This window comes from Nocardia sp. NPDC055053 (genome assembly GCF_053608285.1).
Genome location: NZ_JBSGVD010000063.1, coordinates 1 through 21,261 on the forward strand (window position 1 = coordinate 1; position 21,261 = coordinate 21,261).

A 21,261-nucleotide genomic window follows, 5' to 3' on the forward strand; every position below is an offset into this window, starting at 1 on the left:
TTCGTCGCCTACGCAACGGCGCCTGATCGCCGGGACGGCCGCGACGGCCGACTGTGTCGGCCTGCCCCTCCTCGAGGTCGGGGCGTGCGGGGCTGGGAATGCGATGCGGTCTCGGCTTCTTGTCAGGGGTCGGTGGTAAACCTGGGGCGCTGCGGGCATTTCGTCGCGGCGGAAGGATGAGGATATGAGCGGGAGAGCACGGCGCGAGCGAGCCGAGATCGTCGATCCGGCGGCGCTCGAACGCCCCAGCGCGGCCGGTGGCTTCCCCGCGACCCTGCGGGAGGTCGGCGAGCAGGCGATGGTGGCCGTGCGCCGCTGGGCCGACCCGCGTGAGCGCGAGTTGCGCCGTCGGCGGCGGGCTCGCAGGCGTAGTTTTCAGCTCGGCACCGCTTCGGGTGTCACCGCTGTCGGCGCTGTCGGCTTGGCCGTGGTGTCGGCGCCCGCCTGGGCTGTCGTCGTCATCGGCGGCGGCGCTGTCGCTTTCGTGACCGGTACCGCGTTGAGCGCCCGGCGGTACCTGCAGCTGCGCGGTCAGCCGTTGCCGCAGGCGGCGTTCGTCGCGCGCAGGTCACCCGGGCTGCGCTCGGTGGCCCGTGGCCCGATCCAGCGGTTGATCCGCGCCGAACGCGCGCTGCACGGCCTCGGCGCCCAGATCGCCCGTACCCGTCGCCTGCCCGAGGACGAGCTGCGTGATCTGCTCGAGACGGCCCGCTCCGGCGCGGCCGCGCTGCACGCGCTGGCCGCCGATGTCGTGGCGATGGAGCAGGCCGCCGACACCGTCGGCCGTGCCAACCCCGAGACGGTGACCGCGTTGAAGACCACCGTCACCGGTGTGCTCGCGCGCCTGGAGACCGGTGTGCTCGAGTACGAGCAACTGGTCGCCGCCGCGGCCCGCATTCTCGCCGTTCCCGAGGACACTGTGGTCGCCTATCAGTTCAACGGCATCGTCGCGGACCTGCGCGAGGCCGCCGACCGTCTCGACGGCTGGGCCCAGGCACTGGCCGATCTGGCCGACCGGCCCGTCGGCCCGCGATAACCGCCAGACGGACAACGATGTACGGCCCCGGTGACGGGGCCGTTTCTCGTCAGGCGATGGTCTGGCGCAGGGCGTCGAGTTCGGCCGATCGGGGGTCTTCCACCGTCGACGATTCCGGGGTGTCGAAGACGCGCACGCGCTTGGTCTTCCCGTCGAAGGTGGCCCACCCGGGATCGCCGCTGGTCGCGAATGCCACCCAGGCCGCGTGGATTTCGTCGGCCAGCGACTGCGGCGGGTTCGGCCCGGTGAGGGAATGCGCGTCGTCGATGGCGTCGAAGACGAACGGCACCTCGAGCACGTGGCACGCGCCGAGCCCGGGAAGCCCGGTGGGCCAGGCGAATTCGTAGACATGCGTCGGCGCGCCGGCGGCATTGGCCTCGGCGAAGTCGAAGGTGCCCGCGCGGAAGCACCAGTCGGTGAGGATCGCGTTGAAGATCTCGGCGGGCGTGGCGTCCGGACGCTGGACCGAATACGTCTGCGCGACGGCCGGATCGATGCCGTAGCGGGTGAGTACGAACGGCAGGGTGTCGGCGGTGACGGCGGCGGTGATGCCGGTGGGGACGGTGAAGAACCGGAATTCGTCGGCGGTGGTGCCCGCGATGAGCGGGACAGCGCGCTCCGGATGCTCGGCGAGGACCGCGGTGGGCGCGCCGGGCACGATGTCGTCGTCGATCACCGGGAACAGGCTCATGATGCCCATGCCCTGCACGATCACCGAGGCGCCCCAGCGCTGCGGATCCGGGTCGGTCATCATCGCTAGCGCGACCGCGTTCTGCGCGGTGCGCAGCTCGTCGGGTCCGAGCTCGCCGAACTCGGCCGCGGTCGGCGCGATGCCGAGCTCGTCGGCCAGCGCGGCCGCCACCCGGCGCGCGTCCTCGGCGTCGGCGGCCACCGACCCGTTGCCGCTCTGCATGATCGCCCGCCGGAACAGCCCGGTCGACTGCGGCGCGGCGATCAGCGCCGCCACACTCATCCCGCCCGCCGACTCCCCGAAGATGGTCACATTGTCCGGGTCGCCACCGAAGGCGGCGATGTTCTCGCGGACCCAGCGCAGCGCGAAGAGCTGGTCGTGCAGACCACGATTGAGCGGCGCGCCGTCGATCGCGGCGAACCCGGAGACCCCGAGACGGTAGTTGATCGACACCATCACCACGCCGTCACGCGCGAACGCCGCACCGTTGTAGATCGCGCGCGCGTTGGACCCGCGCACGAACGCGCCACCGTGAATCCACACCAGCACCGGCAGCCCGCTCGCCGCCGGATCAGGGGTCCACACGTTCGCGTTGAGGTACTCCTCGCCCGGAATCCCGTCACTGCCGATCAGGGCGTGGATCGGCGCAGGATACGGCGACTGCGCGCAGGTGGCGCCCATGTCCGTGGCCTCGCGCACCCCGTCCCAGGCGGGCGCGGGCTCGGGCAGCTGGAAGCGTTTCGCGCCGACCGGCGCCGCCGCGTAGGGCACCCCGAGAAAACGGGTGACGCCTGCCTCGGTCCGGCCGCGCACCGCGCCGCTCGCGATCGTGACGATGGGTTCCATGGACTCCTCCTCGCGCTGAGGCCCCGATTATGGGCGCCTGTCCGGGCTCGACGTGGCCGTTTGGCGGGGACACGGTCTCGGGGTGAACCCTGAAATCGCCCCCGATATCGGTGCTGACCTGGTGATTTATCGGTTCCTGGGTGGCAGCATCGAAGGTGTCGGATCGCCGGACGGCGGTCGCGGAACTGGCGAGGAGCACATCATGGTCTGGAAAGTCATCGGCATCGTCGTAGTCGCGTTGATCGCGTTCTGGATCCTCGGGGCGCTGATCGAGGCGCTGCTGCCGGTTCTTGTCATCGCGGCGATCGGTACCGGGTTGTACCTGCTGTACAAGGCGGTGTCCGGGGCAGGCGACAAGACCACGCTCACCAAGCCGTAATCCGCGCGTCTGCGCTTAGCATGGGCCGGGTGGATCAGGTACCCGAGAACTGGCAGCGCGGACTGGTGATCGTCGCGCATCCCGACGACATCGAATACGGCGCGGCCGCCGCCGTGGCGCGGTGGACCGCGCAGGGCAAGGACATTCGCTATCTGCTCGTCACCCGCGGTGAAGCGGGAATCGCGGGGATGCCACCCGCGCAGGCCGGGCCGTTGCGTGAGGTCGAGGAGATCGCGGGCGCGCGCGAAGTCGGCGTGCACACCGTCGAATTCCTCGGCCATTCCGACGGCCGGATCGAAGAGGGGCTCGCGTTGCGGCGCGAACTGGCCGCCGCGCTGCGCAGGCACCGCCCGGAGATGGTGGTGCTGTTCAACTTCGGCGATACCTGGATGCCCGGGTTCGTCAACAGCGCCGATCACCGGGCGGTCGGCCGCTCGGCGATGGACGCCATCTCCGACGCGGGCAACGAGTGGATCTTCCCCGAGATCGCCGATCTGGCACCGTGGTCGGCGCGCTGGGCGGCCGTGGTCGGGCCGGTCATGACCCACGCCGTCGATGTCGGCGCCCACCTGGAGCAGGCGCGGGCTTCGCTGTCCGCGCACCGGCGTTATCTGCAGGTGCTCAGCTCGGTGCCGGTCGAGCAGCAGGTGGACGAGATCGTCGTGCGCGCAACGGGTCCCAAGGAAGGGTTCCCCGCCGCGCACGCGGTCGGCTTCGAGTTGTTCACCTTCGCGGGCTGATCGCACCGCTCGGCCGTCACACGCCGATCTCGCTGCGGCGCGGTGGACCATGTCGAGGGATATGGCAGTCTGGCGGCATGCGAGTAGCTGTGGTGGCCGGGCCCGATCCGGGGCATGCGTTTCCCGCGATCGCGTTGTGCCTGCGATTGCTGGACGCGGGCGACGAGCCGGTGCTGTTCACCGGTCCACGCTGGCTGGACGCGGCAAGGGCCGCCGGAATCAGCGTGCGCAGGCTCAAGGGGCTGGCCCCACGCCCCACCGACGACGACACCGACGCCGGCGCCCGGATCCACGAGCGCGCCGCCCACATCGCGACCGAGAACCTCCCCGAACTCAGCGCGATGCTGCCGGATTTGGTCGTCTCCGACGTGCTCACCGCAGGCGGCGGGATGGCGGCCGAACGGCTGACGCTGCCCTGGGTGGAACTGTCACCGCATCCGCTGTACCTGCCCTCGAAAGCCTTGCCGCCCATCGGCAGTGGGCTCGCGCCGGGGGAGGGCGTGCGTGGCCGGGTGCGCGACGGAGTGCTGCGCACGATGACCGCGCGCGCGGTCCGGGTGGGCACCCGGCAGCGCTCGGCCGCGCGCGAGAGCATCGGCCTGCCCGCCGAGGATCCCGGTCCGACCGCGCGGCTGGTCGCCACGCTGCCCGCGCTGGAGCTGGACCGGCCGGACTGGCCCGCCGACACCCATGTCGTCGGGCCGCTGCTGTGGGAACCGACCGACGCGATCCTGCCGGTGCCGCCGGGGGAGGCGCCCCTGGTGATGGTGGCGCCGTCGACCGCGCACACCGGGGTGGCCGCCATGGCCGAGACTGTTCTGGCAGGGCTGGCCGGACTCGGTGTGCGCGCGGCCATCTCGATGCTCGACACCCCACCGGCCGACCTGCCCGGCTGGGCCACCGCAGGCCTGGGCCGCCAGGACGAACTGCTCACCAAGGCCGCGGTGGTCGTCGGCGGCGGTGGACACGGACTGCTCGCCAAATCCCTGGCCGCCGGGGTTCCGGTGGTGACCGTTCCGGGCGGTGGCGACCAGTGGGAACTGGCCAATCGCGCGGTGCGGCAGGGCAGTTCGGTGCTGGTGCGCCCGCTGACCCCGGAGGCGGTCGGTGCGGCGGTGCGGCAGGTGCTCGACGACCCGGCCTACGCCGCCGCGGCCCGCGAGGCTGCCGCGGGGCTGTCGCGGGTCGAGGATCCGGTCGACATCTGCCACGACGCCGCGAAGCGGTAGCGCCCGCCGGGTCGGCCTGCCCTCCGGTGGCACTGTCGGGTGTCACCGAGCGCGAGTATCTTGGGCTTCGTGCGGTTGACCGAATTCCAGGAGCTGATGCACACCGAGTTCGGCGTGGCGCGCGCCGACGCCATGCTGGCCGATCACGTCATACCGGCGCTGGGGCGGACAGGCGCGGCCGCGATCGAGTCCGGTGTCGATCCGCGTGATGTGTGGCGCGCACTCTGCGCCGACTTCGATGTTCCCCGAACCCGATGGTGAGCAGGTCATGGCAGTGACAGCGCAGAACCCGGACACCCGGCCGTATCGGTTCGACGAGCGGCTGCGAATGATCCCGGCAGACCCCGAGACGCTCGCGGCCAGGGTCGCGGTCGCCGACCCCCACGATTTCGGTGGCCTACGCAGGCTCGGCATCGCCTTGATGCTGCTCGGCCGCCACGACGAGGCCCTGGACCGGCTCGATCAGGCGCTGGAACTGGCCGATACCGAGCAGCGGCGGATCACCGTCTGGATCAACCTCGCCGACGTGTACCGCTACCAGGGCGAACCCACCAACGCCGAGATCCTGTACCGGCGTGCCCTCGAGGCCAGCCACGCCCTCGATCCCGATCTCGTCTCCTTCGCCGCTCACCACCTGGGCAAATCGCTGGCCGAACAGCACCGCCCGCGGGAAGCGCGGGAGCTGCTCAACGAGGCGATGCGGTTGCGGGTGGCCGACGGCGACTCCGAACTCATCGAATCCACCCGCGCGGCGCTGGACCACCTCGACGAGCTGGCACTGCCGCTACCGCCCGAGATCGCCGAGCTGCTCGGGCCGGTGCCGGCGTGGTCGGACGAGCACGAGGGCCGCGGCGGCAACCTCTCGCGTTCGGGCGGGTACTGGATCAAACGCGGACCGCGAGCCGTCGCCGAACACGATCGCTTGAACTGGTTGCGCGACAAGGCCATCGCGGTGCCAACCGTGGCGGCGTTCGCCGAGGACATCCTGGTGCTCGCCGACGCCGAAGCCCGGTCGCTCACCGACCTCGCCGGTGACCCGGCCGAGGTCGGCGCGCTGATGGGGCAGACCCTGCGCGCGCTGCACGCGCTGCCGGTCTGCGATTGCCCGTTCGACGGGAGCCTCGAGGTGACCCTGGCGCAGGCGCGCCGCAATGTCGTCGAAGGTTTCGTCGACACCGCCGACTTCGACGCCGACCATCGCGAGCTCACCCCCGCCGCGATCCACGAGCACCTGGTGGCGCAGCGCCCCTCCGACGAGGATCTCGTCGTCGCGCACGGCGACTTCACTCCCGGCAATGTGCTGGCCGGTGGCGTGCTGATCGATGTCGCGGCGCTGGGCGTGGCCGACCGCTATCGCGATCTCGCCCTCGCCGAACGCGATCTGGCCGAGGACTTCGGCATCGACGCGGTGGTGGCGTTCTTCACCGCCTACGGGCTGACCGGCCCCGATCGCGCGAAGCTCGAGTACTACCGGCTGCTCGACGAATTGTTCTGAGCGGATCGGCGCTCAGCTGCTCTTGGCGTAGTGGCGGGCGGCCTTGGTGCGGTTGCCGCAGGTCGCCATGGAATGCCAGCGGCGGGTGCCGTTCTTGGACGTGTCGAAGAAGAACAGCACGCAGTCGGGATGAGCGCACTGACGGATGCGGTGCGGCGCCTCGACGATGAGGTGCAGCAGATTGTCGGCGGCGAGCCAGCCGGGCAGCCAGGCCGGGTCGGCGACCTCCGGGGTGTCGCGCGGGCCGTCGTCGGTGAGCTCACGGCGGATACGGCCGCGGTCGAGCACCCGGTTCAGGGCGGCGTGGTCGGCGGTGGTGACGGCCGCGTGGACGGCGTCGCGCGCCGCGTGCAGCGCGGTCAGCGTGTGCTCGTCGACGGGGACGCGGTCGGCGAGCCCGGTGAGCTCGAGCCACAACCGCAGGCCGTCGAGATCGGTGAGCAGATCACCCGGGGTCGTGCCCGCCCATCGGGTGTTGAGCAGGTCGAGAGCCGGTGGTTCGCCGGTGTGCGGACGGGGATCGCGCATGCCTGAGGTTACCAACTCCGCTCCTAACCACTGTCACGATTTCACGGGTTGACGGTGCTGCCCGGTCGCCCTACTGTCTAACCTGTCAACATTGAATAGATAGTTATTCTTCCGGGAGAGGTTCCACTGTGCGACCGCCACTGCCACCCTTCGACCTCGAATCCGCCCGCGCCAAGGTTCTTGCCGCCGAGAACGCCTGGAACACTCGCGATCCCGAGCGGGTCGCCGCCGCCTACACCGAGGATTCGGTGTGGCGCAATCGCGACGAGTTCTTCACCGGCCATGTCGCGATCGTCGACTTCCTCGCCCGCAAATGGTCGACCGAGAACGGCTACGCCCTGCGCAAGGATCTGTGGGCCTTCCACGACAACCGCATCGCGGTGCGCTTCCAGTACGAATGGCGCGACGAGACCGGGCAGTGGTGGCGCAGCTACGGCAACGAGCAGTGGGAATTCGCGCCGGACGGGCGGATGGCGCGGCGCGAGGCCAGCATCAACGACGTGCGCATCGGCGAATCGGAGCGGCGGATCTTCGGGCCGCGCGCCGAGGGTGACGAGACGGTGCTGCCGCAGCAGTAGCCGGCGGATGTGCGCCGGGTTTGCGGGTCCTCGCGTGTTGGGTGGGCGCGTCGCTTGACTCGAATGGGTGTTCGACTAATCTGGGCGCCAGAACTTGTCGGTGCCGGCCTCTACTGTGGGCGCCAACCAGAGAGACACTCACCTCGAGAAGGGGACCACATCATGGCACCGCAGGCCTACGATCGCGACAAAGCGCTGGAGCTGGCACTGGCGCAGGTGGAGAAGAGCTTCGGCAAGGGCGCGGTCATGCGTCTGGGCGAGGAGGCCCGCCAGCCCATCTCCGTCATCCCGACCGGCTCCATCGCGCTCGACGTCGCGCTCGGTATCGGCGGATTGCCGCGCGGTCGCGTCGTCGAGATCTACGGCCCGGAATCCTCGGGTAAGACCACCGTCGCGCTGCACGCGGTGGCCAATGCCCAGGCCGCGGGTGGTGTCGCCGCGTTCATCGACGCCGAGCACGCCCTCGACCCCGACTACGCCCGCAAGCTGGGCGTCGACACCGACGCGCTGCTGGTCTCCCAGCCCGACACCGGTGAGCAGGCCCTCGAGATCGCCGACATGCTGGTGCGGTCCGGCGCCATCGACATCATCGTCATCGACTCCGTCGCCGCGCTGGTACCGCGCGCCGAGATCGAGGGCGAGATGGGCGACAGCCACGTCGGCCTGCAGGCCCGCCTGATGAGCCAGGCGCTGCGCAAGATGACCGGTGCGCTCAACACCTCGGGCACCACCGCCATCTTCATCAACCAGCTGCGCGAGAAGATCGGCGTCATGTTCGGCTCGCCGGAGACCACCACCGGTGGTAAGGCGCTGAAGTTCTACGCCTCCGTGCGCCTGGACGTGCGCCGTATCGAGACCCTCAAGGACGGCAGCGACGCGGTCGGCAACCGCACCCGCGTGAAGGTCGTCAAGAACAAGGTGAGCCCGCCGTTCAAGCAGGCCGAGTTCGACATCCTCTACGGCCAGGGCATCTCCAAGGAGGGCTCGCTCATCGACATGGGCGTCGAGCACGGCTTCATCCGCAAGTCCGGCTCCTGGTACACCTACGAGGGCGACCAGCTGGGCCAGGGCAAGGAGAACGCCCGCAAGTTCCTGCTGGAGAACACCGATGTGCGCGACGAGATCGAGAAGAAGATCAAGGAGAAGCTGGGCATCGGCGCCGATTTGACCGCCGAGGCCGACGCGCCCGCCGACTTCTGAGCCGATGCGCACGCCGAACCCCGGCCGCGCACGCCGCGACTCGGCCGATCCGGTCGAGGACATGCGACGGCAGCTGGCTCGCCTCGGCATCGAGGTCGAGCCGCAGGCGCTGACGTCGTCCGCGGATCGTGGGCGGGGAGCGGCCGCTGAACTCGTCCGATCGGCTCGTGACGAACGAGCCGATCCGGACGCGCAGGGAATTCGGTCGGGTGCGGGCGATCCGCAGCGCGCGCACCCGACCGGATTCGCCGATGGTGACAATCCACCCAATTCCGCTGCGCGGATTGGGGATGATCATGAAGAGTGGGGGAGCGGGGCACGACCCCGCCGCGCCCGGCGTGGACGCAGGTCCGCCCGGCGCGACGAAGACTCCCTGTCGACCGGAGTCGGTGGTGACGATGGACGACAGGCGGATCCGGTGGCGGCCGGATCCCAGCCGGGAGAGCCCGATCGGCGGGCCGGCACACGCCGGCTCGCCCCGGGCGACCGTCCCAAGGCCACCGTCGATCAGGCGAAAGACGCCTGCCTGAATCTGCTGGCCGTGCGCGCCCGCAGTCGTGCCGAGCTGGAGAAACGCCTCGGGGAGAAGGGTTTCCGGCTCGAGGTGACCGCGGCCGCGCTCGACCGGCTCACCGAGGTCGGCCTCATCGACGACAGTTCCTTCGCCGAACAGTGGGTGCACGAGCGCCACACGTACTCCGGCCGGGGAAAGCGGGCGCTGCAGCGCGAACTCCGGGACAAGGGCGTCGCCCCCGCCGACGCCGAGAACGCGCTGGCCATCGTCACCGACGACGCCGAGCGCGCCCGCGCCACCGACCTGGTCCGACGCAAACTCCAGACCCTGCCGCGAGACCTGGACCGCGACAAGGCGGTCCGCCGTCTCGTCGGCATGCTCGCCCGCCGCGGTTACGACCAGTCCACCGCCTTCGCCGTCGTCACCACCGCCCTCGACGAGGCAGGCTTCACCCAGGCACCCGCTCAGCCTCGTCGCCCGCTCGGGCCAGATCCGGACGCGACCGGGTCGCCGGTGGGGCGGTCCGAGGACGACGGCGACATCCCGCGGCGAACCCGCGCCCGGTGGTCCCGCGGGGTCGGCGCGCCGGCCGACACCGGCGACGAAGCTCCCGACGACACCGAGTCCCCGGACCCGATGGCCCACCGCCGTTCCCCGCGCAGACCGGTCCCCGGCGACGAGCAGGCCGCCGCCGATCTGGTCCGCCGCAAACTCCGCGCAATGCCCACCGATCTCGACCGCGCCAAGGTCACCCGCCGCCTGGTCGACATGCTCGCCCGCCGCGGCTACAGCGCCTCCGTCGCCTACGACGTGGTGAAAGCCGAATTGGCCGAGGCCGAGCGATGAGCCGGGTGACGACCATGCCGCTGTCGGTCTCCGAGCCACTGGTCGACCAGTTCAGCGACTGGCTGCGGACGAACGGAGCCTGGTTGCGGGCGGGCGCGCTGAATCGCGCGGATATCCCGGCGATCCTGGCCAAGGCCGCCGAGTTCGCCTGGCGGGAACCGGATACGGTCCAGATGTAGATGATCAAGGACGGAGCGCGGCGTCGATATGCACCGATGGATCCGCTCGTGGGGATAGTGGCGGTGCGCTGATCGCCGCGGAACGAGTAGATCCTCGGCGAGGGCGGTGGGCTCGAACCGCCACGCAGGGGTTATGTGGCGCGTAGGATGATTCGGCGCCGGTGAAACCTGGTTTCGCGCAGGCGGATTCGAGCGTCGCGCGCTGCGGCGGGGTGTGGGTACGGGGTGTTTCACCCGGTGTCGGGGTGGGCATTCCGGGGGACAGGGCCTGGTGTGGCTGCCGAACTACGGGGAGGTGGACCCTGGACGCGTTGTGGTCGTTCGTGGTGAACCGGCGTGAGCAGTTGCTGGTCGATTCGTATCTGCATGTGTCGGCGGTGGTGCAGTCGCTGGTGCTGGCGACGATCGTCGCGGTGATCGTCGGGGTGCTGGTGTACCGGAGTCCGCTCGGTTCCGCCGCCGCGACCGCTACGGCGGGGGCGATCCTCACCGTGCCCTCGTTCGCGCTGCTCGGGTTGCTGATTCCGTTCCTCGGGCTCGGGGTCGGGCCGACGATCGTGGCGCTGGTGCTGTACGCGCTGCTCCCGATCCTGCGCAACACCGTGCTCGGGCTGTCGGCGGTGGATCCGGCGGTCGTCGATGCCGCGCGCGGGGTCGGGATGAACCGGCTGCGGCTGCTGACCGCGATCGAACTGCCGCTGGCATGGCCGTCGATCCTGGCCGGGATGCGGGTCAGCACCCAGATGATCATGGGCATCCTGGCCCTGGCCGCCTACGCGAAGGGCCCCGGCCTCGGCAATCTCATCTTCTCCGGACTCTCGCGCCTCGGCAGCCCGAACGCGGTGCCCCAGGCACTGACCGGGACCGTACTCATCGTCGTGCTCGCACTCGCACTCGACGGCATCCTGATGCTGCTCGGCCGGCTCACCATCTCGAGGGGAATCCGTGACTGACACCGCAACCAGCACCGACGCCGCGGCCGCCGCGGTCTCCGGGGTCGAGATCGTGCTCGACCGGGTCACCAAACGCTATCCGGACCAGCATGATCCGGCGGTCGAGGAGGTCAGCATGACCATCCCGGCCGGGGAGATCGTGGTCCTGGTCGGGCCGTCGGGCTGCGGCAAGACCACCACCATGCGGATGATCAACCGGCTGATCGAACCCACCTCGGGCACCGTCACCATCGGCGGCCGCGACGCCGCCGCCATCGACGCCGACGAATTGCGCCGTGGCATCGGCTATTCCATCCAGCAGGCAGGCCTGTTCCCGCACCTGACCGTGGCCAAGAACATCGCCACGGTCCCCGGCCTGCTCGGCTGGGACCGGCGCCGCACCAGCGCCCGCGTCGACGAGATGCTCTCCCTCGTCGGCCTCGACCCCGCCACCTACCGCCACCGCTACCCACGCCAGCTCTCCGGCGGTCAGCAGCAGCGCGTCGGCGTCGCCAGGGCGCTGGCGGCCGACCCGCCGGTCCTGCTGATGGACGAGCCGTTCGGCGCCGTCGATCCGATCACCCGCGCTCTCCTGCAAGACGAATTGCTGCGCCTGCAGGGCGAACTCGGCAAGACCATCGTCTTCGTCACCCACGACTTCGGCGAGGCTGTGAAACTGGGCGACCGGATCGCGGTCCTCGGTGACCGGTCCCGCATCCTCCAGTACGACACCCCCGCGGCGATCCTGGCAGCCCCCGCCGACGAGACGGTCGCCGGTTTCGTCGGCAACACCGCCACCATCGACCGCCTCGGCCTAGCCGTCCTCGCCGACCTCGACCTGGACCAGGGCATCGCGGTCGCCGAGGACACCGCACCGGCCGATCTGACCGACCGCCTGCACACGGCGAAACAGGACTGGGGCATCGTCCTCGACGCCCAGCACCGACCGGTGCGCCGGGTCCCGGCGAGCGAACTCGCCCACGCGGATTCGCTGCGCGACCTCGGCGCACCGATCCAGGCCACGCTGCCCGCCGACGCCACCCTGCAGGACGCGCTCGCGATCCTGCTGACCGAACGCACGGCCTCCGCGGTCGTCGTCGACACGGCGGGCGCCTTTGCCGGAGTGGTCACCGTGGACACGCTGATCAGTCACCTGGCTGCCGCAAGCCCACCCGAGAAGGTGCAGACATGACCGCGGCGCAGGACCGGACTCCGGATACGTACCAGCGCCCTGAGCGGCGGCACCGCATGGCTTGCGCCCGGCAGGCGCCGGAGCGCTCAGCCCCGGCCAGGAATGGTCGCGCTGTGACGGATCCGGCCGCTGCTCAGTCACGTTCGATCGCCCAGATGCGGGCCGATGACGGACCGGATTCCGCCTCCCGTTCGAGACTGCTGGTCGCGCACCGCTCGCTCGGTCAGCGGCGGACGTTCCGGTCTGTGATCGCGGGGGTACGAGTGGGGGGAGCCGCGTCGTGACGAATCCTGTCTCCGTCCAGCCCAGTTCGATGGTGGATATGCCCGCAGCGGTCGTGGCGCCCGCGGCGCAGCGGCGCGGGGAGTTCTGGCGACTGCTGGTCCAGCCGATCATCGTGCTTGTTCTCACCGTCGGCGTGCTGGTGTGGGCGTTTCGGCGCGACCTCACCCTCACCCAGCAGGCGAGTATCAGTGTCGGCAATATCGCCGAGGTCACGTGGCAGCACATCCTGATCACCGCAGCGGTGGTGCTCATCGTCGTCGCGGTCGCCGTGCCGCTGGGCACGCTGCTCACCCGGCCCGGATTCCGCAGGCTCGCACCGATCTTCGTCGGCATCGCCAATATCGGCGCCTCGGCGCCCGCGATCGGCCTGATCGTGCTGTGCTACCTGGTCACCCGGACCACCGGGTTCTGGATCGGGGTCGCGCCCATCGCGTTCTGCTCGCTGCTGCCGGTGCTGCGCAACACGATCCTCGGCTACCAGGAGGTGGAGCCGACCCTCATCGACGCCGGGCGCGGGCAGGGCATGTCGGCGGTTCAGGTGTTGCGGCGCATCGAGTTTCCGCTCGCGGTGCCCTACATCCTGGCAGGCCTGCGCACCTCGCTGGTGCTGGCTGTCGGCACCGCGACGCTGTCGTTCCTGGTAAGCGCGGGCGGATTGGGCATCCTGATCGACACCGGCTACAAACTGCGCGACACCGTCACCTTGACGGTGGGTGCCGTGCTCGCTGTCGCACTGGCACTGTTGGTCGACTGGCTGGGCGCGCTGGCCGAACAGTTCCTCGGACCGAGGGGGTTGCGGTGAGGATCACCCGATGGCTGCGCGGGTTGGCGCCCGTGGCCGGTGTGCTGCTGCTCGCGAGCTGCGGTCTGCAGTCGGGCAGTTCGGTGCCGCTGCCGGTGGGGCCGGGCAGCATCGTGGCCGTGCCCGCCCTCGACGGGGTCGCGGTCACCGTGGGCTCCAAGGACTTCACCGAGGCCAATATCCTCGGCTATCTGATCGAGTTCGCGCTCACGGCGGCGGGCGCGAATGTGCGCGACCTGACCAATATCCAGGGTTCCAACAGCCTGCGTGACGCCCAGCTGCACGGCCAGGTCGACATCGCCTACGACTACACCGGCACCGGCTGGATCAACTACCTGGGCAACGAGACACCCGAGCCGGACGAGGTGCGTCAATTCGAACTCGTCCGCGACGCCGATCGCGCCGAGCACGACATGGTGTGGGCCGCGATGGCGCCGATGAACAACACCTACGCACTGGTCGCGAGCAGGCGCACCGCCGAGGAGACCGGCGTGCGCACGCTGTCGGACTACGCGGCCCTGATCGCGAAGGACCCGGCCGCCGCCGCCACCTGCGTCGGCACCGAGTTCAACGTCCGCCAGGACGGCTACCCGGGGATGGCCCGCAAGTACGGCATCGATGTCGGCGCGGTGCGGAAACAGATCGTCCAGGACGCGCTCGTCTACCAGGCGACCGCCGATGCCGAGCAATGCCGGTTCGGCTCGGTCGCCGCCACCGACGGCCGCATCCCCGCGCTGGATCTGGTGCTGCTCGACGACGACCGCGGCTTCTTCCCGAAGTACAACGCCGCGCTCGTCATGTACGGCCCGTTCGCCGACGCCCACCCCGAGGTCGCCTCGATCATGGCGCCCATCTCCGCGCGCCTGACCAACGCGGTGATCACCGAACTCAATCGACAGGTCGACATCGGCGGCCGCGAACCGGCCGACGTCGCCCGCGACTGGATGGTCGCCGAGGGTCTGGTCACCGCGGGCTGATCCACTGCGGCGGTTTGCCGAACTGTTACCAGCCTCTCGTCACGCACTCAGCTTCCCGGGCCATGATGGACGGCGGTGGTGACACCGGAAACCGACTGGGAGGATGACGTATGACCATGGAATTCCGTAAGGTGACCGTTCTGGGTACGGGGGTGCTCGGATCCCAGATCGCTTTCCAGACCGCGTTCCACGGGTTCGACGTGACCGCCTACGACATCGACGACAAGGCGCTCACCGCCGCCCGCACCCGCTTCGACGAGTTGGCCAAGATCTACCAGCAGGATGTGGCAGGTGCCGATGCGAGCAACACCGCAGCGACCGCGGCGGGCATCACGCTGACCGCCGATCTGGCCGCCGCGGCCGCCGAGGCCGACCTGATCATCGAGGCGGTGCCCGAGGTGCTCGAGATCAAGCGCGACCTGTACGGCAAGCTCGGTGCGCTCGCGCCCGAACGCACCGTGTTCGCGACGAATTCCTCGACGCTGCTGCCCAGCGACATCGTCGACTACACCGGCCGGGCCGACCGGTTCCTGGCGCTGCACTTCGCCAACCACGTCTGGAAGTTCAACACCGCCGAGGTCATGGGCACCGAGCAGACCGAGCCGGCGGTGTTCCGCGCGGTGGCCGAGTTCGCGAAGGCCATCGGCATGGTGCCGATCGAATTGCACAAGGAGAAGGCGGGTTACGTCCTCAACTCCCTGCTGGTGCCGTTCCTGAACTCCGGAATCGAGCTGGCCGCAGGCGGATACGCCGAACCCGCCGCGGTGGACGAGACCTGGCGCATCGCCACCGGCGCGCCGATGGGCCCCTTCCAGATCCTCGATATCGTCGGCCTGACCACCCCCTACAACATCCTGATCAACGGCAGAGACTCCGACAAGAAGCTCGCGGCCTGGCTCAAGGAGAACTACATCGACAAGGGCAAGCTCGGTGCCGCAACGGGAGAGGGGTTCTACCGCTACACCGCGTAGTCCCGCTCGACGGACACACACAACACCGCGGGGCCCGGTCGGTACCGGGCCCCGCGGTGTTCGCCGAGCTAGTTCTTGGTGATGTCCACGCCGGGCGCGGCGTCGGTGACGATCGAATCGGCGGCCAGCACGGTGCCGCCGCCCTTCTTGCGCCGGGAGCGCAGCCGCTTCTCCAGCGTCGTCGCCAGGAAGGTCAGTGCCAGGTTCAGCGAGATCATGATCAGCGCGACGACCATCAGCGCGGGGATCGTGTTCTGCTGCGACGCACCCTCCTGCTGACCGGCGCGCACCAGCTCCACATAGGTGATCTGGTAGCCCAGCGCGGTGTCCTTGAGCACGACCACCATCTGCGACACCAGCGCGGGCAGCATCGCCGTGATCGCCTGCGGTAGCAGGATCAGGCGCATCAGCTGGGTCTTGCGCAGGCCCAGCGCCACCGCGGCCTCGGTCTGGCCCTTGGGCAGCGACCGGATACCGGCGCGCACGATCTCGGCGATGACCGAGGCGTTGTAGATGACCAGCGCGATGACCACCGCGGCCAGCGCCAGGTCGTCGGAGCGGAAGACCTTGTACTCGCCGAACACGGCGAACAGGAAGATCATCAGGATCAGCACCGGGATCGCCCTGGCCAGCTCGACGATCGCGCCCGCGATCCAGCGGACCCATCGGTGATCCGACAACCGCAGGATGCCGAAGATCATGCCGAAGATCAGCGCGAACACGATCGAGATGATCGCCGCGGTCAGGGTGCCCCGCAGACCCGGCAGCAGGTAGGTCTCCCAGACACCCGCTTCCAGGAACGGCTTCCACTTCTCGGCGGTGAACTGGCCCTGATCGGCGAACGCGTCGTAGAGCAGCCAGCCGAATGCGGCCAGCGCGAGGACGACCAGGACCGAGTAGAAGTGATGCCGGACGCGCGCGCGGGGGCCCGGCGCGTCGAACAGGACCGAAGCTGCGCTCATCGGGCTACCTCGTATCGCTTGGCCAGCCAGCCGAAGAACAGGCCGGTCGGCAGGGTGAGAATGACGAAGCCGAGGGCGAAGATCGCGCCGATCGCGAGCAGCGCCGCCTCGTTCTCGTTCATCTCGCTCATCAGGAACGCGGCCTCACCGACGCCGATCACCGAGGCGATCGTCGAGTTCTTCGTCAACGCGATCAGCACACTGCCCAGCGGGGCGATGACCGCGCGGAAGGCCTGCGGCAGCACCACCAGACGCAGATTCTGCGCGAAACCGAAGCCGAGCGAGCGGCCCGCCTCGGACTGGCCGAGCGGCACCGTGTTGATTCCCGAGCGCAGCGACTCGCACACGAAAGCGGCCGTGTAGACACTCAAGCCGACGATCGCCCAGCGATAGTTGTTGTCCGAGAGCGAATCACCGGCCAGCTTCCAGCCCAGCGTGGTGTACAGGCCGAGCGAGCAGAACACGATGATCAGCGTCAGCGGGGTGTTGCGGAAGATCGAGACGTAGGCGGAGCCGATCCAGCGCGCGACCGGGATGGGGGACACGCGCATGGCGGCGACGAGGGTGCCCAGGATCAGCGCGCCGATCGCGGAGAAGAACGTCAGCTTGATGGTCACCCAGAAGGCGTCGAGGATTTCGGAGTCATACCTCGAGATCAGGTCGAACACGGACGCGCGTCCTCCGATCGGTGTGTAAGGGCCAGCAGGACATCAACCGCGGCGGGTGGCCCGGAACTCCCGGGCCACCCGCGGCGGAGGCGATCAGTAGCGGTCGACGGTGGGCGGCTGCGGGATCTCGAAACCGGTGCCGGGGAAGGACTTCTCCAGCGCGGTCTTCCACGACCCGTCGGCGATCATCGCCTCGATCGCGTCGTTGACCTTGGTGCGCGCCTCGGTCTCACCCTTCTTGATACCGATGCCGTACTTCTCGGTGGTGAAGGGCTTGTTGACCAGCTTGTAGGAACCCGGTGACTGCGCGGCGTAGCCGGCCAGGATGACATTGTCGGTGGTGACCGCGTCCATCGCGCCGCCACGCAGCGCCTCGATGCACAGCGAGTAGGTGTCGTAGGTCTGCAGCTGAGCCTGCGGGTACTTGTCCTTGATGTTCTGGGCCGGGGTGGAACCCTTCACCGAGCACACCTTCTTGCCCGCCAGCGAATCCGGGCCGGTGATGTCGGTGTTGTCCGCGCGCACGAGCAGATCCTGACCGGCGACGTAGTACGGGCCGGCGAAATCGACCTTCTCCTTGCGCTTGTCGGTGATCGAGTAGGTCGCGACGACGAGGTCGACCTGACCGTTCTCGAGCAGCGTCTCGCGCTGCGCCGACGGCGCTTCCTTGAAGGTGACGTTCTCCGGCTTCACACCCAGCTTGTCGGCGACGTACTTGGCCACCTCGACGTCGAAACCGCTGTAGGTGCCGTCGGTGTTGCGCAGGCCGAGGCCCGGCTGGTCGAACTTGATGCCGACGGTCAGCTTGCCTTCCTTGGCGTGGTCGAGCACCGACCCCTCGTCACCGCCGCCACAGCCCGCGGTGAGCGTGGCAGCCAATGCCAGTGCCGCGGCGCCGATTCCGACCCGCATCGCACGATTGATCCTCATCGAGTGTCCTTCTCTGGTGATGGGTGGGTGGGCTCAGTGACTGAGAATTTTGCCGAGGAAGTCCTTGGCGCGGTCGGAGGCGGGCGCGGTGAAGAAGGTGTCGGGCGTGGTGTCCTCGACGACCTCGCCGTCGGCCATGAACAGCACCCGGTCACCGGCACGGCGGGCGAAGCCCATCTCGTGGGTGACCACGAGCATCGTCATGCCTTCCTTGGCGAGGGAGACCATCACCTCGAGCACCTCGTTGACCATCTCCGGGTCCAGCGCCGAGGTCGGCTCGTCGAACAGCATCACCTTCGGGTCCATCGCCAGCGACCGGGCGATGGCGACGCGCTGCTGCTGGCCGCCCGACAGCTGAGCCGGGTACTTCTCGGCCTGGTTGGCGATACCCACCCGGTCGAGCAGGGCGAGGGCGTGCTTGCGCGCCTCGTCCTTCTTGATGCCGCGCACCTTCAGCGGCGCCAGCATCACGTTCTCGAGAATCGTCTTGTGCGCGAACAGATTGAACGACTGGAACACCATGCCGACCTCGGCGCGCAGCGCGGCCAGTGCCTTGCCCTCGGCGGGCAGGGCGACACCGTCGATGGCGATGTCGCCGGAGTCGATCGGTTCGAGCCGGTTGATCGTGCGGCACAGGGTGGATTTCCCCGAACCCGAGGGGCCGAGGACGATCACGACCTGCCCGCGGGGGACTTCCAGGTTGATGTGGCGCAGAACGTGGAGGTCACCGAAGTGTTTGTCCACGTTGCGCATCGAGATCATCGGCGGCGCGCCAGCAGTGGCGGCGGCGTCGGCTTTCCCGGTCGCGGGTGCGGCGTCGTCGGTCATGGTCAGAAACCTTAGGCGTTCTTCGGAGATTTGCCCGGGTTTCCGTGACTCGCCGTCGCGGCACGCCGAAACGACACCGGCCGGTAACCTGCCGGTACCACGGGCGACTCCCGACCGCGACGCAGACCACATCGAGTGCGGCCCGTACCCTGGACGGGTGGATTCGAACGGACAGAACGCGACGGAGCGCGCGGCGACGCAGGCGCGCAGTTACGAGGTCCGCACCTTCGGCTGCCAGATGAACGTACACGACTCCGAACGCTTGTCCGGCCTGCTCGAAGACGCGGGCTATGTGAAGGCCGCGCCCTCGGACACTCCCGACCTGGTGGTGTTCAACACCTGCGCGGTGCGCGAGAACGCCGACAACAAGCTCTACGGCACCCTCGGCCATCTGGCGCCGGTGAAGCAGGGCCGTCCCGGCATGCAGATCGCCGTCGGCGGCTGCCTGGCGCAGAAGGACCGCGAGACGGTCGTGCGCAAGGCGCCGTGGGTCGACGTGGTGTTCGGCACACACAACATCGGCTCGCTGCCGGTGCTGCTCGAGCGGGCCCGCCACAACGAACAGGCTCAGGTCGAGATCCTCGAATCGCTCGAGGCCTTCCCGTCCACGCTGCCGGCCAAGCGGGAGTCGGCGTACGCGGGCTGGGTGTCGATCTCGGTGGGCTGCAACAACACCTGCACCTTCTGCATCGTGCCCGCGCTGCGCGGCAAGGAGGTCGACCGCCGCCCCGGTGACGTGCTCGCCGAGGTGCAGGCGCTGGTCGACCAGGGCGTGCTCGAGGTGACGCTGCTCGGCCAGAACGTCAACTCCTACGGCGTGAACTTCGTCGACCCGGAACAGCCGCGCGATCGCGGCGCCTTCGCCCAGCTGCTGCGCGCGACCGGGCAGATCGAGGGACTGGAGCGGGTGCGGTTCACCTCGCCGCATCCGGCCGAGTTCACCGACGACGTCATCGAGGCGATGGCGCAGACCCCCACCGTCTGCCCGCAGCTGCACATGCCGCTGCAGTCCGGCTCCGACCGGGTGCTCAAGGCGATGCGCCGTTCCTATCGCAAGGAGCGTTTCCTCGGCATCATCGACAAGGTGCGCGCCGCGATGCCGCATGCCTCGATCACCACCGACATCATCGTCGGCTTCCCCGGCGAGACCGAAGAGGACTTCCAGGAGACCCTCGACGTCGTGCGCCGCGCGCGGTTCACCAGCGCCTACACCTTCCAGTACTCCAAGCGGCCCGGTACGCCCGCCGCCGAACTGCCCGACCAGCTGCCCAAGGCGGTCGTGCAGGAACGCTACGACCGGCTGATCGCGCTGCAGGAGCAGGTGTCGCTGGAAGCCAACCAGGCGCTGATCGGCACCGAGGTGGAGCTGCTCGTCGCCGAGGGCGCGGGCAAGAAGAACGCGGTCACCGCCCGGATGAGCGGACGTGCCCGCGACGGCAGGCTCGTGCACTTCCGGCCCGGGGCCGACGCGGGGATCCGGCCCGGCGACATCGTCACCGTGGACATCACCGAGGCGGCGCCGCACCACCTGATCGCCGACGGTGTGGTCAAGTCGCACCGGCGCACCAGGGCGGGCGACGCGCACGAGCGTGGTGTCACCCCCAAGACCGAACCGATCGGTGTCGGCCTCGGGCTGCCGCGGATCGGCGCCCCGGTCGTCGAGCCCGTGGTCGACGGCTGCTCGACCGGGTGTTCGGCGTGAACGGTTCGGACGAACCCGAACCTACTACCGGTCGTAGTGGGTCGGGTGCGGGCGGCCCATCCGGGGATGGCACAGTAGAGCCCGGCGCACACGAGGCCGGCAACGATCAGCCTGCGGACAGGAGTGACGACGCGGTGAACCGGGTGGACGACAAGGAATTCGAACAGTTCCGCGGCGAACTCGACGCGGTGGAACGCCGCATCGCCGGCGAGATCGATCCCGGCGCGCGGGCGCTGGTCGTGGCGGGCGCGGTCTTCGCGCTGCTGATCTCGCTGGTGCTGCCGACCGCGGGCACCGCGCGCGGCTTCGACGTGCTGCTCGACACCGATGCCGCGGGGGTCGAGCACATCGGCCTGCCGTCGCGGATCTTCGTCTGGCTGGTCATCGTCTTCGGTGTCGGCTTCTCGCTGCTCGCTCTGACCACCCGCCGCTGGGTACTGGCCTGGCTGGCCTGCGCGGGCTCGGCCGTCGGCAGCGTGTTCGGCGTGCTGTCGATCTGGCACCGCCAGACCCCCGGCCTCGGCAACTACGAGGGCGCGGGCCCCGGCATCGGGCTGATCCTGGGCACCATCGCGATCATGGTGCTCACCTTCCACTGGGTCCGCGTCGTCTGGAGCCGCACCGCCGTGCAGCTCGCCGCCGAAGAGCAGCGCCGCAACGCGGCCCGCGAAGCCGAGGACCGCGACCGCAAGCGCCTCACCGGCGAATAAGCCACCACAAACCAGCGAAACCCCCGACCAGCGGTCGGGGG

General features: G+C 69.4%; 23 protein-coding genes. 17 read left to right on the top strand and 6 right to left on the bottom strand.

Translation table 11 applies throughout. From position 1 onward, the window contains the following. Window positions 1-184: 184 nt before the first annotated feature. Entirely contained in the window at window positions 185-1,036 is an 852-nt protein-coding gene (gene pspM / locus ACWF82_RS33150) for a phage shock envelope stress response protein PspM (protein ID WP_452507520.1), read from the top strand. 49 nt (window positions 1,037-1,085) lie between these two features. Here the strand turns inward: pspM and ACWF82_RS33155 are convergent, their stop codons facing one another. After that, the gene (locus ACWF82_RS33155) at window positions 1,086-2,573 is read right to left on the bottom strand and encodes a carboxylesterase/lipase family protein (protein WP_452507521.1); all 1,488 of its coding nucleotides are present in this window, start codon (window positions 2,571-2,573) and stop codon (window positions 1,086-1,088) included. Between the two features lie 202 nt (window positions 2,574-2,775). Between ACWF82_RS33155 and ACWF82_RS33160 the strand changes: the two genes are divergently transcribed. From ACWF82_RS33160 to ACWF82_RS33180, 5 genes are all read left to right on the top strand, one after another. Continuing rightward, the gene (locus ACWF82_RS33160) at window positions 2,776-2,952 is read left to right on the top strand and encodes a hypothetical protein (RefSeq protein ID WP_452507522.1); all 177 of its coding nucleotides are present in this window, start codon (window positions 2,776-2,778) and stop codon (window positions 2,950-2,952) included. Window positions 2,953-2,981: 29 nt separating this feature from the next. Next, window positions 2,982-3,692 carry a PIG-L deacetylase family protein gene (locus ACWF82_RS33165; RefSeq protein WP_452507523.1) on the top strand — a complete coding sequence of 237 codons (711 nt, stop codon included), beginning with the start codon at window positions 2,982-2,984 and terminating at the stop codon, window positions 3,690-3,692. Window positions 3,693-3,769: 77 nt separating this feature from the next. Further along, window positions 3,770-4,921: a glycosyltransferase gene (locus ACWF82_RS33170; protein ID WP_452507524.1), complete on the top strand. Its 1,152-nt coding sequence runs from the start codon at window positions 3,770-3,772 to the stop codon at window positions 4,919-4,921. Between the two features lie 69 nt (window positions 4,922-4,990). Further along, window positions 4,991-5,182 (top strand): DUF3046 domain-containing protein, encoded by a 192-nt coding sequence (locus ACWF82_RS33175; RefSeq protein ID WP_189024134.1) that lies wholly within the window; start codon window positions 4,991-4,993, stop codon window positions 5,180-5,182. 7 nt (window positions 5,183-5,189) lie between these two features. After that, window positions 5,190-6,416 (top strand): tetratricopeptide repeat protein, encoded by a 1,227-nt coding sequence (locus tag ACWF82_RS33180; protein WP_452507525.1) that lies wholly within the window; start codon window positions 5,190-5,192, stop codon window positions 6,414-6,416. Between the two features lie 12 nt (window positions 6,417-6,428). Here ACWF82_RS33180 and ACWF82_RS33185 read toward each other — a convergent pair whose 3' ends face one another. Then, the gene (locus ACWF82_RS33185; RefSeq protein WP_452507526.1) at window positions 6,429-6,944 is read right to left on the bottom strand and encodes a CGNR zinc finger domain-containing protein; all 516 of its coding nucleotides are present in this window, start codon (window positions 6,942-6,944) and stop codon (window positions 6,429-6,431) included. Window positions 6,945-7,072: 128 nt separating this feature from the next. Here ACWF82_RS33185 and ACWF82_RS33190 point away from each other — a divergent pair, with 128 nt between their 5' ends. The 9 genes from ACWF82_RS33190 (at window position 7,073) to ACWF82_RS33230 (ending at window position 15,420) form a co-directional block, all read left to right on the top strand. Next, the gene (locus tag ACWF82_RS33190) at window positions 7,073-7,522 is read left to right on the top strand and encodes a nuclear transport factor 2 family protein (RefSeq protein WP_452507527.1); all 450 of its coding nucleotides are present in this window, start codon (window positions 7,073-7,075) and stop codon (window positions 7,520-7,522) included. 162 nt (window positions 7,523-7,684) lie between these two features. Continuing rightward, window positions 7,685-8,722 (top strand): recombinase RecA, encoded by a 1,038-nt coding sequence (recA, locus tag ACWF82_RS33195; RefSeq protein WP_189024126.1) that lies wholly within the window; start codon window positions 7,685-7,687, stop codon window positions 8,720-8,722. Window positions 8,723-9,140: 418 nt separating this feature from the next. Then, window positions 9,141-10,082 (top strand): regulatory protein RecX, encoded by a 942-nt coding sequence (locus tag ACWF82_RS33200; RefSeq protein WP_452507528.1) that lies wholly within the window; start codon window positions 9,141-9,143, stop codon window positions 10,080-10,082. Then, on the top strand, window positions 10,079-10,261 hold the full coding sequence (locus tag ACWF82_RS33205; RefSeq protein WP_452507529.1) for a hypothetical protein: 183 nt from the start codon (window positions 10,079-10,081) through the stop codon (window positions 10,259-10,261). Before ACWF82_RS33200 ends, ACWF82_RS33205 begins: the two co-directional genes overlap by 4 nt. A 302-nt stretch (window positions 10,262-10,563) precedes the next feature. Continuing rightward, window positions 10,564-11,214: an ABC transporter permease gene (locus tag ACWF82_RS33210; RefSeq protein WP_379310903.1), complete on the top strand. Its 651-nt coding sequence runs from the start codon at window positions 10,564-10,566 to the stop codon at window positions 11,212-11,214. After that, window positions 11,207-12,385, top strand: coding sequence for an ABC transporter ATP-binding protein (locus tag ACWF82_RS33215; protein ID WP_452507530.1), 1,179 nt, complete (start codon window positions 11,207-11,209; stop codon window positions 12,383-12,385). Before ACWF82_RS33210 ends, ACWF82_RS33215 begins: the two co-directional genes overlap by 8 nt. A 322-nt stretch (window positions 12,386-12,707) precedes the next feature. Then, window positions 12,708-13,472 carry an ABC transporter permease gene (locus tag ACWF82_RS33220; protein ID WP_452507536.1) on the top strand — a complete coding sequence of 255 codons (765 nt, stop codon included), beginning with the start codon at window positions 12,708-12,710 and terminating at the stop codon, window positions 13,470-13,472. Next, complete coding sequence (locus ACWF82_RS33225) at window positions 13,469-14,449, top strand: glycine betaine ABC transporter substrate-binding protein (RefSeq protein ID WP_452507531.1); 981 nt, start codon at window positions 13,469-13,471, stop codon at window positions 14,447-14,449. Before ACWF82_RS33220 ends, ACWF82_RS33225 begins: the two co-directional genes overlap by 4 nt. 110 nt (window positions 14,450-14,559) lie before the next feature. Further along, window positions 14,560-15,420 (top strand): 3-hydroxyacyl-CoA dehydrogenase, encoded by an 861-nt coding sequence (locus ACWF82_RS33230; protein ID WP_452507532.1) that lies wholly within the window; start codon window positions 14,560-14,562, stop codon window positions 15,418-15,420. Window positions 15,421-15,488: 68 nt separating this feature from the next. On the opposite strand, the gene ACWF82_RS33235 is transcribed toward ACWF82_RS33230, so the two are convergent. The 4 genes from ACWF82_RS33235 to ACWF82_RS33250 all read right to left on the bottom strand — a co-directional run bounded on the left by ACWF82_RS33235 (window position 15,489) and on the right by ACWF82_RS33250 (window position 18,742). Beyond that, window positions 15,489-16,382, bottom strand: coding sequence for an amino acid ABC transporter permease (locus ACWF82_RS33235; RefSeq protein ID WP_452507533.1), 894 nt, complete (start codon window positions 16,380-16,382; stop codon window positions 15,489-15,491). Beyond that, a complete protein-coding gene (locus ACWF82_RS33240) occupies window positions 16,379-17,050 on the bottom strand; it encodes an amino acid ABC transporter permease (protein WP_379310902.1) in 672 nt (223 codons plus the stop codon). Before ACWF82_RS33240 ends, ACWF82_RS33235 begins: the two co-directional genes overlap by 4 nt. A 93-nt stretch (window positions 17,051-17,143) precedes the next feature. Next, window positions 17,144-17,980, bottom strand: coding sequence for a glutamate ABC transporter substrate-binding protein (locus ACWF82_RS33245; RefSeq protein WP_452507534.1), 837 nt, complete (start codon window positions 17,978-17,980; stop codon window positions 17,144-17,146). A 33-nt stretch (window positions 17,981-18,013) separates the two neighbouring features. Continuing rightward, entirely contained in the window at window positions 18,014-18,742 is a 729-nt protein-coding gene (locus tag ACWF82_RS33250) for an amino acid ABC transporter ATP-binding protein (RefSeq protein WP_379306295.1), read from the bottom strand. A gap of 223 nt (window positions 18,743-18,965) precedes the next feature. Between ACWF82_RS33250 and miaB the strand changes: the two genes are divergently transcribed. Next, window positions 18,966-20,510 carry a tRNA (N6-isopentenyl adenosine(37)-C2)-methylthiotransferase MiaB gene (gene miaB / locus ACWF82_RS33255; protein WP_452507535.1) on the top strand — a complete coding sequence of 515 codons (1,545 nt, stop codon included), beginning with the start codon at window positions 18,966-18,968 and terminating at the stop codon, window positions 20,508-20,510. A 134-nt stretch (window positions 20,511-20,644) separates the two neighbouring features. Continuing rightward, window positions 20,645-21,220 carry an Rv2732c family membrane protein gene (locus ACWF82_RS33260; RefSeq protein WP_379306273.1) on the top strand — a complete coding sequence of 192 codons (576 nt, stop codon included), beginning with the start codon at window positions 20,645-20,647 and terminating at the stop codon, window positions 21,218-21,220. Window positions 21,221-21,261 lie beyond the last annotated feature (41 nt).